The organism is Acinetobacter sp. 8I-beige (genome assembly GCF_902505955.1).
Taxonomy (GTDB): Bacteria; Pseudomonadota; Gammaproteobacteria; order Pseudomonadales; family Moraxellaceae; genus Acinetobacter; species Acinetobacter johnsonii.
Genome location: NZ_LR732790.1, coordinates 462716 through 475723 on the forward strand (window position 1 = coordinate 462716; position 13008 = coordinate 475723).

A 13008-nucleotide genomic window follows, 5' to 3' on the forward strand; every position below is an offset into this window, starting at 1 on the left:
TTTGATACGACTTAGATTTACCGTGAGTAACCTTGTAACGTTATATTTAAGAGTTTAATCCAGTTCGGTCGAAAAGATTTTTCTTTTTTTATGGCTTTTAGTCGTATCTGAAAAAATATTTCCCTTTAATTTGATATTTAGGGGAAATATTTCCGTGTATTTTTGAGATGTGTTTAATCTTTTTCTTCATTTTACGAATTTGGTTTATTTCATTCGCGTTTTTGAAGAGATTATGAGAGCTCTACGACTAAATATGTTTGGATAGATCAAAGAGTTTATACTCAATTCACAGTAAAATTTACAATTCAGACCACATCCGTATGAGGTTGTGATAGATATTGGTGAGTTTCACGACTTCAGGATAAGTATCCCCATGATCTACTCGGAGTTGACGAATACTTTCATCTAAATTGAATAACATATGCCTTTTTTGATCTTCACGAATCAAGCTTTGTACCCAAAAGAAAGAGGCGAAACGTGTACCGCGAGTTATGCTACTAACTTCATGTAAACTAGTAGAAGGGTATAGCACAACATCGCCTGCGGGTAATTTAACTTCGTGATATCCATAGGTGTCTTCAATGACCAAATCACCACCGTCATATTCTTCAGGTTCGCTCAAGAATAGTGTGCAAGAAAGATCAGTTCGGAGTTGTTGAGCTGTACCACGAATTAGGCGAATAGAGTTGTCGACATGAAAACCAAAGCTTTCATGTTCATCATAACGGTTAAAAAGTGGTGGAATAATTTGATGTGGGAGAGCCGCAGCTTGAAAAACGGGGTGTTTCCAAATGGCTTGAATGACTAAATCACTTAAATGATGTGTTAACGGATCTTGTTCGGAGAGTTGTTGATTTTGTTTGACCGAGGCAGATAGAGTTCCTGCAGTCACTTTTCCTCCAACCCAGTCTGCTGTTTCCATCAATTGACGAAATTCAGCTACTTGCTCTTTTGATAATACATTTGGAATATGATGAATCACAGAGAACATCCTTGATTTGATGGTTATAAAAATAGCCTCATAGAGAGGCTATTTTAGTTTAAGTTAGATAATTTCCATAAAGTTTTTATGGAAATCAAACTTAGTATTTGAAGTTGATTGCCAATACCGCATTACGGCCATTACCTTCAAATGCATAGTGTGCTGCATGTGCACTGGTAAAGTATTGTTTGTCAGAAATGTTATTCACATTTAATTGAACATTTACATTACGATTTACATCGTATTTCGCCATTGCATTGTAAATGGTGTAAGTCGGTAAAAACTTAGGTGCAGTTGTATTTACATAAACCTGATCACGGTATTCAGCACCAGCACCCAATGTTAACTTTGGTAATACTCGGTATGTTGACCATAACGTTGCACTGTTTTTCGCCACAAATGGAAGTGGTTTACCTTCCTGAGCAATTGCATTGTAAGCAGCTTTAGTGATTTCGCTATCTAGATAGCTATAACCTGTAGCTACTTCCCACTTGTCGGTAATTTTACCGTTTAAGCTTACTTCAAATCCATCAACTTTACTTTCCCCTGCATTTGCAGTCGTCGTCGAGTCAATTTGGATACGTGTATTCTGTTTCTCAGTACGGAAAATAGCAGCAGTTAAATTCGCACGATTATTAAATAAATCCCACTTTGTGCCAATCTCGAAGGTGCGTGCTTCTTCAGGTTTAAGGTTGTTAATAATATCAGTGGTGCCTAGGGCATTGTCACTGCTGTCACCTTCAGCCAATACGCCAACTGGGTTCGCAGAAGTTGCAAAACTGGTGTAAATACTACCATTTTCAGTTGGTTTGTAGACTAGGCCTGCTTGATAGGTGAAAAAGTCTGAGTCACTTTCGTATTTTGTGCCTTTAGGAATACTGATTGTTGAGTTGTAAGCACCAGCAGTTGTTCCGTAGACATCCTTATTATATTTTTTCTCAGTTTCAAATTTGTCCCAACGTACACCTAAGTTTAAGAGCCATTGAGGATTGAATTCGATACTGTCTAAGGCATATACAGACATCGTTTCACTACGCGTAGTAGACTGTCCTTTAATGCTGCCCATAGTATCGGTAAAGAGACCATTGCCAGGGTTGTTTAGACTAGTACACCAGCCATTGAGGGCCGCAGCAGTTGAATTACATGAGTTGATATTAGACGTTAAAATAGTAGAGGTTGTTTGGCCTGCTGCATTGGTAAACGTATGCATTCCTTGATCGGTTTCTTGTAAACTCCATTCAGTTCCTACATTAAATGAATGCTTTAATGAACCTGTATTGAATTTGCCTCTTAAAGAAAGTTGGTCGCTATATGCATCTGTGTCTAAAATACGTGTGAGTGCACGGCGCGCGACAGTTCCTCTATAGATGTTCCCTTTTGAGTCATCGGCATTGGTATAAACATAATCAGATTTAGATTTGTTATAAGTAGCAATGTTAGATAGCGTCAAATCTTCATTAAGATCATGTTCTAACTTAAATGTTGCAATTTGATTTTCACGCTTATCAAAATCACGCGCTTTCCAACCATAGTATGTGCCTGGTTTAACACTGACTGGCCGACCGTCACCTGGTGTCACAGTTACGCCAGCTGGTGGGCTGCTTGGGTTTGCATTATTAAATGGGATACCCGCATCTGGTTCATCATTGCTACGTAAATAGTAATAACCGACAGAGCCCCGCGTATCAGAACCTAGACCAAAAGCTAGACTTGTTGCAATACCTGCACGAGCATATTCAGCACCGTCATGTTGTCCTGCTTTTTCATTTTCATGACCCATGACTACAACGCGGCCAGCCATTCCGTTGCCGAAATCTTTATTCGCATCGAGTTGAATGTGGCGATAGTTATCAGTGCCACCTTGTACGCTACCTTGGTAAGTATCGCCTTCATGAGCCACTTTAGGAATGAGGTTGATACTTCCGCCGACGCTGCCACCACCGCCAAGAGCAGAAGAAGAGCCTTTAATAACTTCAACTTGTTCGATTGCGAACATATCTCGACTTTGTGATGTCGTATTGCGGACTCCATCGACATAAATAGATGATTGACCGCTATATCCACGAATATAAGGCATATCCGTAAATGGTGTACCACCTTCACCAGCACCTAAAGTGATACCGGGCTCATAACGTAATGCTTCTAATAGAGTATTTGAATTGGTTTCTTTGAGTAATTTTTGAGAAAGAACAGAAACAGACTTTGGTGTGTCGAGTAGGGGAGCAACGAACTTGCTGTTTGCAGATTTGTCTACTTTCAAACTTTGTTCTGCTGCCGCTTCCGTGTGAATTGTTTCTAATTGCGCGATTTGATCTTGCGCAACAGCATTGACTGCAACCACAGAGAGTGTTGAAGCGATTGCCGAAGAAACCAGCTTTTTACGTGTTTTGATGAAGGCCATAACGAATCTAGTTCTAGCGTTGTAAATTAGTATGCGAATAATAATGATTCTTATTTTTTGTAGCGTAACTATTACATTGGAATTGTCGATGCTTGGATGTGTTTGTGTAGAAAAAATAAATGTAATAATGTAATGAATTAGACATAAGTTTATGATTATTATTTAAATTGGAAAATTAGATTATGTTTTTGTGATGTTATTGGAATTTAAAATTTACTTTTCAAAGCTAAGTTTGAAGGCGTTTCCACGTGAATATTGTAGAAATTATGTTGGATCTATATTTGGTATGTAAGAAGAAAACCCTACCAAAGCAGGGTTTTCTTTAGATATGCCTATTTTTAGAAGTCATATGAAATTGATAACCAATAATTTCGACCTGACAAATAGGTTCCTTCTGAGCTTCGACCTATAGATAAATATTTATAGGCTTGCTGAACATTACCATTTGTATCGATATAGTCCATATATTCAGTAAAGTCTTTATCTAATAAGTTATTTACAGCAGCGTTGATTCGAACATTATTATTCAACTGATAGCTTGTCCCTAAATTGAACAGGTTATAAGCTGAGAATTTATTGTCTGTATGCTGTTCAATACTCACTTCACCACCAGTTGGTGCAGCTAAATAACGAGGACGTCCTGATTGATACTCATGTTGCAACCAAACATCGAGACTATTATTGATATGCCAAGTCGATGTTAGGTTAAATAGGTGTTTAGCTGTCGATTCGAGCGCATAACCTTTGTTTGCACCTTTAGTGATTTCAGACTCGGTAAATGTATAGGCAGCTTTGATATCCCATTCAGGAATAATTTGATACTTAAGCGATGTTTCTAAGCCGTAGATTTCAGCTTCATCTGCATTGAAACTTTTACTATAAGACGTTACGTTGTTGTTGAAATTTGAGCAATCATTAGTTGTGCACAAAAAGTTCCGAGAAACGATTTTATCTTCTACAACATTAAAAAATGCAGTGGCATTAAAGTCTAATGTATCTGTAGGTTGATAATTTAAGCCTAGCTCGTAGTTAACAGATGTTTCTGGTTTTAAATCAGGGTTACCTAGACTTGGTGTGGTGCCTTGGCCGCTATAGCCAACAATACCGTTGTATAAATCTTTTGCTGACGGTGTCTTATAGCCTGTGCTTACACCACCTTTAAGTGTTAAAGCATCAGTTGTGTTCCATACTAAATAAGCACGTGGGCTAAAGTGACCACCAAATCCTGAATGATCTTCATAACGACCACCGAAGGTGAAATGTAAGTTATCTAATAAGCTCCATTCATCTTCTGCATAAACTGACCAAGTATCTTGAGTAAACTCTTTGCCCATCCCTGCAATATCATCAGCAATAGTGACATCTTTATATTCTGTGCCAACTGTTAGCTTGTGGTTAGCAATAGGTGCAATTAAATGTGAATCAAGGACTAAATCGGTATTTTCCAAAGTTCGTGGTTGGCCAGCTAAAGCAGGGAAAGCATCAGTTGGAATGGTACGACCTTTGGTTTCAGTTTTATTTTGACTAATGTAAGTTTTCCATTGGCCAAAATCATAATTACCATCATGTCCCGCCGAAATTTGTACACGATTGAACTCTAATTCATCTTCATAGCCTGCAATACCACCGCGACTAAAAAAGTTGCCTAGTCGTTGGTCTGAGTTGTCATAGGTTTGGTTTGAGGTAAAACCATCAACCCAGAAAGAGTTTTTATCGTCTAATGTAAATTGTAATTTTCCACCAACATCATAGTTTTCAGCTTTGCTTGGGCGTGGGTCGCGTGAGGTTGAACCAGCCACAATGCGTTCTGAGCGTTGACGGTCTAAATAACTACCACGGAGCTGTAAGCCTAGACGATCATGAATAATTGGGCCATTGAGCACAAAGCTGGTTTTCCATGAGTCGGCTTCGCTGCCATGTTCCATGACATTGCCGCTGACAGTGACATTGCCATTCCATTCATTACTAATTTTTTTGGTAATAATATTGATGACACCACCCATGGCTTCTGAACCATAGCGTGTTGCCATTGGTCCACGAATGACTTCAATACGTTCAATAGAGGCTAAAGGTGGTAAAAAACCATTTGATGTTTCACCAAAGCCGTTTGGAGTGACATCTGATGAAGTGGTTTGGCGACGACCATCAATTAAAATCAGGCTATAGTCATTGCCTAAGCCACGCATTTTGATATTCAGACCTGATGTTTTTCCTACACCTGAACGAATATCAATACCAGGAACATCAGCTAATAGGTCTGCAATGCTGGTTGCATTTTTCTTTTCAATATCTTCTTTTGTGACCACGCTAATGGAAGCTGGTGCATTTTTAATATCTTGTTCAAAACCGGCAGCTGAAACCACAATGGTGGACAGCTGATGGGTAGATGAATCTTCAGTTGTTGTTTCTGCGAAAACAGGAGTGGTGATTGCCCCAAGCAATGCTAATGAAAGAGGGTGTAGATTAAACTTACTCATAACTAGAGTTCCAATGATGGACGAGAAAAAAATTGAAAAAAACGATCAAAGTTAGCGCAAATATTAATGGTAATATTTATCATTTGCAACAAAAAGCCATAAAAAATATAATACTTTGTGCTGAGTCAGTAGCGATTTAAAAATATTCAAAAGAAAAAAGCGATAAATGAAGAAAAATATGTGGTTTCAATCGGGTGTTTTGTATATCGTTCAATGTTGTCATATAATGTGGCACTTTTTAAAATTGTTCTTACCAAAAGATTGAGGAAGCCATGCAAGTAACTTCTGAAGCGGTTTCGGGTGTTACCCGTCGTTTAAATGTATCTGTACCGACGAGCCGTGTTAACGAGCAGTTCGAAGCTCGCTTAAAACGCACGGCTAAAACTGTGAAGATCAACGGCTTCCGTACAGGTAAAGTGCCAGTAAATGTTGTTCGTCGTGAATATGGCGCGGGTATCTACCAAGAAGTCGTAAGCGACATTATTCGTGACACAGTATTTGAAGCGATCCAACAAGAAAAAATCAATGCTGTTGGCATGCCAAACATTGAAAAATCTGAATTAAAAGACGACGCGCTTGTATACGAAGCGACTGTTGAAGTTTATCCAGAAGTTAACGTGAAATTTGATGGTTTAGAAGTTGAACGTAAAGCATCTGAAGTAAACGACAAAGATGTTGATCAAATGATCGAAAACCTTCAGAAGCAACGTGCTTCTTGGGCTGAAACGAAAGGCATGGCTAAAAAAGACATGCAGGTAACTTTCGACTTTGAAGGTTCAGTAGACGGTGAAAAGTTTGAAGGCGGTTCTGCAGAAGACTTTAAACTTGTTTTAGGTTCAGGTCGTATGATCCCTGGCTTCGAAGACGGCATCGTTGGTATGAAGAAAGGCGAAGAGAAAGTTATCGATGTAACTTTCCCAGAAGACTACCAAGCTGAAAACCTTGCTGGTAAATCAGCTCAATTCAAAATCACTGTGAAGCTTGTTGAAAAACAAAAACTTCCAGAAGTTGATGCTGAATTCCTTAAAATCTTCGGTTTAACTGAAGAAGAAGGCATTGAGAAGTTAAAAGCTGACGTTCGTAAAAACATGGAACGTGAAGTGAAAAATGGTTTGCGTAATCAAGTGAAAGGTGCAGCTTTTGATGCACTTGTAGCTGCAAACGAAGTTGAACTTCCTGCGTCTATGGTTGCTCAAGAAGTTGACCGTCAACGTCAACAAATGATCCAACAGTTCACTCAGCAGTTTGGTGCTCAAGGTGCGAAAGCATTTGACTCAAGCATGCTTCCAGATGAATTGTTCAAAGAACAAGCTGAAAAATCTGTAAAATTAGGCGTACTGGTAAGCAAAGTTTTAGCTGATGCTAAAATCGAAGTAGATCAAGCACGTGTTGATGCTTACATCGAAGACATGGCTTCTTCTTATGAAGATCCAGCTGAAGTGATTGAATACTTCAAAAATGACAAACAACAACGTTCGCAAATCGAAGCTGTTGTGTTAGAAGACCAAGTGGTTGATCACATCTTAGCGTCTGCTAAAGTAACGGATACTGCTGTAAGCTACGAAGATTTATTGAAAGAGCAACAAGCTCGTCAACAAGGCTAAGTTTAGCTAAAGTAAAAAAGGCGCTTTGAGCGCCTTTTTTATTGTGATCTAGGTTTGTAAAAGGCCTTGCGTTCACAAAGCTTATGCAAAAAATATCTGTTATTTACTTGGGAATATTTTGCATTTTCAGCAATTATCCCTCATATTGTGACTATGAGTTGAGTAACAAAAAATTTAGGAATAAGTAAACGTATGTATATTCCAACTATCGATAATGCCTTAGTTCCAATGGTTGTAGAACAGTCATCTCGCGGTGAACGTTCATTTGACATTTATTCACGTCTTTTGCGTGAACGCGTCATTTTTATGACTGGTGAAGTTGAAGATAACATGGCGAATTTGATTGTCGCGCAAATGTTGTTTTTAGAAGCGGAAAATCCAGATAAAGATATTCATCTTTACATTAACTCACCAGGTGGTTCAGTGACTGCGGGTATGGCGATTTACGATACCATGCAATTTATTAAACCAGATGTTGTGACCTACTGTATGGGTCAAGCAGCATCAATGGGTGCTTTCTTGTTGAATGCAGGTGCGAAGGGTAAACGTTATTGCCTTGAAAATGCACGTGTCATGATTCACCAACCGTTAGGCGGTTTCCGTGGTCAGGCATCTGATATTGAAATTCATGCACGTGAAATTCTGTTCATTAAAGAACGTTTAAACCGTTTAATGGCAGAGCACAGTGGTCAAGACTATGAAACTGTGGCACGTGATACTGACCGTGATAACTTTATGACAGCGCAAGCTGCAAAAGAATATGGTCTCGTGGACGAAGTGTTATCTAAACGTCCATAAGTTTTAAAAGTTTAGAATTGGAGTGAATATGTCCGAACATCCTCAAGGACAAAAGCATTGTTCATTTTGCGGTAAAACGCAGTCTGAAGTTGGGAAACTGATTGCAGGCGAGGACGCGTACATCTGTAATGAATGTGTGGACGTATGCTTAGACTTGGTGCAAACCAGTCAACAAGTTGAGTCGGGTGACTGGGCTGCAAAACCCTTGCCTAAACCTCACGAGATTCGTGCGGCACTAGATCAATATGTCATTGGTCAAGATGTGGCAAAGAAAACCTTGTCAGTTGCTGTCTATAACCACTATAAACGCCTTAAAGCGACACATGGTGGACATAAACACGACGATGCTGTTGAAATTGCGAAAAGTAATATCTTATTAGTAGGACCAACAGGTTCGGGTAAAACCTTGCTTGCGCAAACTATGGCCCGTCTTCTCGATGTTCCTTTTGCTATGGCTGATGCAACGACACTTACTGAAGCAGGCTATGTCGGTGAAGATGTTGAAAACATTGTACAAAAGCTTCTACAAAAAGCAGACTACGATGTAGAAAAAGCGCAAAAAGGTATTATCTATATCGACGAAATCGACAAGATTACCCGTAAGTCTGAAAACCCATCGATCACGCGTGATGTGTCGGGTGAAGGTGTACAACAAGCGTTACTGAAAATGATCGAAGGTACGGTTGCCTCTATTCCACCTCAAGGTGGTCGTAAGCATCCGCAGCAAGAATTCATTCAAATTGATACTTCAAATATCTTGTTCATCTGTGGTGGGGCATTCTCGGGTCTTGAGAAAATCGTACAACAGCGTCAAGAAAAAGGTGGAATCGGCTTCACGGCTGAAGTGAAGAAGAAAGATGAAGGCAAGAAATTGTCTGATTTGTTCCGTCAAGTTGAAGCGACAGATTTGGTGAAATTTGGTCTGATTCCAGAGTTTATTGGTCGTTTGCCTGTAATTGCGACTTTGGAAGAGTTAGATGAAGAAGCTTTGATGCAAATTCTGACTGAACCGAAGAATGCACTGACACGTCAATATCAACATTTGTTTGATATGGAAAACGTTGATCTGGTTTTTGAAGACTCAGCACTACGGGCTGTGGCAAAAAAAGCCTTAGACCGCAATACGGGTGCACGTGGCTTACGTTCTATTTTGGAAAATACGCTGCTTGAAACCATGTACGATTTACCAAGTCGTACCGATGTTGGTACGGTTGTGGTGAATGAAGACGTGATTAACGGCACGGCTGCACCATTATTTAAGCCAGAGCGTTTACCAAGAATCGAACAGAAAGATGCAGCTAAAGTTGATTTAAAAGTGATTAACTCAAAGTCCGCTTAAGTTGTTATTCATCTGAAACGTGTGAAAATCGAGTGTTTTCACACGTTTTTTTATATTCAAAAAAAAGAGGGAATGCTACTCTGCGTCAATAGGCTGGGATGCCTAGATTAAAACTAAAAATTCAATATCAAAATAAAAAAACGCCGTGAGGAATAGTCATGCGTGCAATGAGCATTACGCTTTTAAGCAGTTTAATTTTATTGGGTTGTCATGGAAAAACGACAGTTGAACAACCTGAATTAACATCAACTCTCAGCCATGAGGTCGATTTTGAACATGACCCAGGCATGATCGAGCAGTATCGCATTGGTGTGTTTAGCGTAGGTGGATGGGTCAACCAAAAATTAGGACAGCGTTTTCAGCGTGTCCAACCCCAGCATGAACAAGCCGCGATGGTTTATCTGTATCGTCCAGACTCAAAGTGGAACCGACAAGAAATTGTGGCGTCGAGTTTATTTATCAATAAAGAGCGTGTTCCAAGCCTGCTTAACAATCATTATTATTGGGTCGAATTGCCCGCAGGGACTTATCGTTTATCGAGTAGTCGGCCTTTGGGCATTAACCATTTTCAAAAGCCGAAATATATCGATTTTACCGTAGAAGCAGGGCAGTCTTATTTCATCAAGTATGATGAAGAGAACTTATCCACACGCCGTGATGTTTCGGGGTCTTTGGCGGTTATCCCTGAAAAAATTGCGATTCAAGAAATTGCATTTACCCAGTTAAAGTCGAACAGCTACAACTTTGTAGCGGAAGATCAACACACGGGTGAGCTACGAAAGAAAGCGCAAAAACTTAAACCTGCCAAATATGACCCAAGTGAAGATGTTCAGCTGATGAAGCCCTTTAAGCTGTGGAATCCTTTAACCTGGTAAGTGAGCTATTGTACTTTTTTGGCTTGTTCAAATAATGGGGTCAGGGTCTTTTCAATTTGACGATTCATTTCCTGCTGAATAGCCGGATCTTGCATCATTTCAGCAGACATGGCGATGCTATTGCGCATGATTTCACTCATCATTTTACTGCTTTTTTTATTGATAGACTGGCCTAGAGGTGTTTCGAGGAACTGAATGTTGGCCAACACTTCCTCTTCGGTAAAGGTCTGCATATAGACATTTTTAAGCATTTGCATAAATTTCGGATCAGAAATCAATTTACTGCTAAATGATGCCGTGATTTCAGCGATTTGCTTGGCTGCTTTTTGTTGTTCAGCATTGAGTGTTGAGGTTTTAAAAATATTCTTAATAATTTCTTCGGCTTGCTGGTCATAAACGGGGCGCATTTCTTGCTGAGACTGCGCTAATGTACCTTTAATATCGCCTAGTTTGAGCGCCTTTTCTACCGATGCTTCGGTCGCGGGTTTTGCAAAAGACGCTGTGCTGAGGACACATAAGGTAATACCGCAAAGGATGTGATTTAATTTTTTCATTGTTGGTCTATATCTTTTGATTAAGTCTATAAAAATAGGTAAAAAAATACCCTTAACAAGACCTTAGCATGTTAAGGGTATCCAAAAAAGTAAAACTTAAGTTTTAGCCCGCTGCAGCATCAACTACTGGAATTTTACCAATTTTCGCTTGCCAGATTTTTGGTGCTGTTGCGTGAATAGACGTACCATTCACATCAACTGCTACCGATACAGGCATGTCTTTCACTACAAATTTGTAAATCGCTTCCATACCTAAGTCAGCAAAAGCAACCACTTCAGCTTCACGAATCGCTTTAGACACAAGGTAAGCTGCGCCGCCCACTGCCATCAAGTAAGTCGCTTTGTTGTCTTTGATTGCTTCAACCGCTGCAGGACCACGGTCCGCTTTACCGATCATGCCGAACATACCCGTCGCTTCAAGTACTTGGCGTGTGAACTTGTCCATACGTGTTGCTGTTGTTGGACCAGCAGGACCAACCACTTCATCACCGACTGGATCTACAGGGCCCACGTAGTAAATGAATTTACCTTTTAAGTCGACAGGAAGCTCTTCACCATTGTTCAGCATGTCGACCATGCGTTTGTGTGCAGCATCACGACCCGTATAAATTGTACCGTTTAGAAGTAAGGTGTCGCCTGGTTGCCAAGCGTTCATTTCTTCTTGGGTAATGGTGTCGAGGTCAACACGCTTAGAGCTTGATGAATCCCAAGTAACTGATGGATAGTCTTCAAGTTTAGGTGCTTGAATGTGTGCAACACCTGTACCATCAAGTTGGAAGTGCGCGTGACGAGTCGCTGCGCAGTTTGGAATCATGCCCACCGGTTTGCCCGCAGCGTGACATGGGTAATCTTTAATTTTAATGTCTAGAACTGTGGTTAAGCCGCCTAGGCCTTGCGCGCCAATACCCAGTGCGTTTACTTTTTCGAAGATTTCCATACGAAGTTCTTCGATTTTATTTTCAGGGCCACGACGAAGTAATTCGTCCATGTTGATTTCTTCCATGAGCGATTCTTTTGCAAGCATCATGGCTTTTTCAGCAGTACCACCAATACCAATACCCAACATACCAGGTGGACACCAGCCTGCACCCATGGTTGGAACAGTTTTTAGTACCCAATCCACGATTGAGTCTGATGGATTTAACATAGCCAGTTTAGATTTGTTTTCTGAACCGCCACCTTTTGCCGCAACAGTAATATCCACTTTGTTGCCTGGAACAAGTTTGTGATAGATCACAGCAGGGGTGTTGTCTTTGGTATTTTTACGACCAAAAGCTGGGTCAGCCAATACAGAAGCACGCAATACGTTTGAGTTTTCTAAGTAACCTTGACGTACACCTTCATTGATTGCATCGTCTAAGCTCATAGTTAAATCAAATTTAACATCCATGCCCACTTCAACGAATACGTTGACGATACCTGTATCTTGACAGATTGGGCGGTGACCCTCTGCGCACATACGCGAGTTAATTAAGATTTGTGCGATCGCATCCTTCGCGGCTTTGTTCTCTTCACGATCATACGCACGGCTCATCGCTTGGATGAAGTCTTGTGGGTGATAGTAAGAAATGAACTGAAGCGCGTCTTTGACCGATGTGATCAAATCATCTTGCTTGATAATAGTGGTCATACAAATATCTCTTGAGCGGGCTGATAGCTAGCGGGCTAAATTATAAGACAAAATGCCGAGGTTGTGGATGTTTTGCGAAGCCTTTGGGCGAAAGTTTAATAGTTGAGCAAAATTGATGAGAAAATGAGGTTATAAACGGTGGTAAATATGACAAAAATATCTAAATTTAATGAAATATTTCATGTCTAAATTTGGATTATGAATATGATTTATTACTTAAGGTATTGAATATAATTTAAAAATAAAAATATTGGCATATGACAACACTGTCATAAAGTTGTCATAAAACTTTCGCATAATGCATTCATCAAACAATAGGACATCGAGCATGTTGACAGGTTTAGTGAT

General features: G+C 39.9%; 9 protein-coding genes. 4 read left to right on the forward strand and 5 right to left on the reverse strand.

The genetic code is table 11. The features are described 5' to 3' along the window. Positions 1-298 precede the first annotated feature (298 nt). The 3 genes from GVX98_RS02285 to GVX98_RS02295 form a co-directional block, all read right to left on the reverse strand. Positions 299-982 (reverse strand): Fe2+-dependent dioxygenase, encoded by a 684-nt coding sequence (locus GVX98_RS02285; RefSeq protein ID WP_004979045.1) that lies wholly within the window; start codon positions 980-982, stop codon positions 299-301. Between the two features lie 100 nt (positions 983-1082). Continuing rightward, entirely contained in the window at positions 1083-3383 is a 2301-nt protein-coding gene (locus GVX98_RS02290; RefSeq protein ID WP_159127143.1) for a TonB-dependent siderophore receptor, read from the reverse strand. A gap of 338 nt (positions 3384-3721) precedes the next feature. Beyond that, a complete protein-coding gene (locus GVX98_RS02295) occupies positions 3722-5860 on the reverse strand; it encodes a TonB-dependent receptor (protein WP_159127144.1) in 2139 nt (712 codons plus the stop codon). A gap of 272 nt (positions 5861-6132) precedes the next feature. Between GVX98_RS02295 and tig the strand changes: the two genes are divergently transcribed. The 4 genes from tig to GVX98_RS02315 all read left to right on the forward strand — a co-directional run bounded on the left by tig (position 6133) and on the right by GVX98_RS02315 (position 10476). Beyond that, the gene (gene tig / locus GVX98_RS02300; protein WP_159127145.1) at positions 6133-7464 is read left to right on the forward strand and encodes a trigger factor; all 1332 of its coding nucleotides are present in this window, start codon (positions 6133-6135) and stop codon (positions 7462-7464) included. Between the two features lie 192 nt (positions 7465-7656). Continuing rightward, positions 7657-8262: an ATP-dependent Clp endopeptidase proteolytic subunit ClpP gene (clpP, locus tag GVX98_RS02305; RefSeq protein WP_004692427.1), complete on the forward strand. Its 606-nt coding sequence runs from the start codon at positions 7657-7659 to the stop codon at positions 8260-8262. A 28-nt stretch (positions 8263-8290) separates the two neighbouring features. Beyond that, complete coding sequence (gene clpX / locus GVX98_RS02310) at positions 8291-9601, forward strand: ATP-dependent protease ATP-binding subunit ClpX (RefSeq protein ID WP_010325894.1); 1311 nt, start codon at positions 8291-8293, stop codon at positions 9599-9601. 158 nt (positions 9602-9759) lie between these two features. Further along, the gene (locus GVX98_RS02315) at positions 9760-10476 is read left to right on the forward strand and encodes a DUF2846 domain-containing protein (protein ID WP_159127146.1); all 717 of its coding nucleotides are present in this window, start codon (positions 9760-9762) and stop codon (positions 10474-10476) included. A 5-nt stretch (positions 10477-10481) separates the two neighbouring features. On the opposite strand, the gene GVX98_RS02320 is transcribed toward GVX98_RS02315, so the two are convergent. After that, positions 10482-11030: a DUF2059 domain-containing protein gene (locus GVX98_RS02320; protein ID WP_159127147.1), complete on the reverse strand. Its 549-nt coding sequence runs from the start codon at positions 11028-11030 to the stop codon at positions 10482-10484. Between the two features lie 103 nt (positions 11031-11133). After that, positions 11134-12660: a fumarate hydratase gene (locus GVX98_RS02325; RefSeq protein ID WP_131263948.1), complete on the reverse strand. Its 1527-nt coding sequence runs from the start codon at positions 12658-12660 to the stop codon at positions 11134-11136. Between the last annotated feature and the right edge of the window lie 348 nt (positions 12661-13008).

Bases quoted from the DNA above. Each gene is read 5' to 3' on its own strand.
- GVX98_RS02290 (WP_159127143.1), bottom strand. From the start codon at position 3,383: ATGGCCTTCATCAAAACACGTAAAAAGCTGGTTTCTTCGGCAATCGCT.
- GVX98_RS02295 (WP_159127144.1), bottom strand. From the start codon at position 5,860: ATGAGTAAGTTTAATCTACACCCTCTTTCATTAGCATTGCTTGGGGCA.
- tig (WP_159127145.1), top strand. From the start codon at position 6,133: ATGCAAGTAACTTCTGAAGCGGTTTCGGGTGTTACCCGTCGTTTAAAT.
- clpP (WP_004692427.1), top strand. From the start codon at position 7,657: ATGTATATTCCAACTATCGATAATGCCTTAGTTCCAATGGTTGTAGAA.
- clpX (WP_010325894.1), top strand. From the start codon at position 8,291: ATGTCCGAACATCCTCAAGGACAAAAGCATTGTTCATTTTGCGGTAAA.
- GVX98_RS02315 (WP_159127146.1), top strand. From the start codon at position 9,760: ATGCGTGCAATGAGCATTACGCTTTTAAGCAGTTTAATTTTATTGGGT.
- GVX98_RS02320 (WP_159127147.1), bottom strand. From the start codon at position 11,030: ATGAAAAAATTAAATCACATCCTTTGCGGTATTACCTTATGTGTCCTC.
- GVX98_RS02325 (WP_131263948.1), bottom strand. From the start codon at position 12,660: ATGACCACTATTATCAAGCAAGATGATTTGATCACATCGGTCAAAGAC.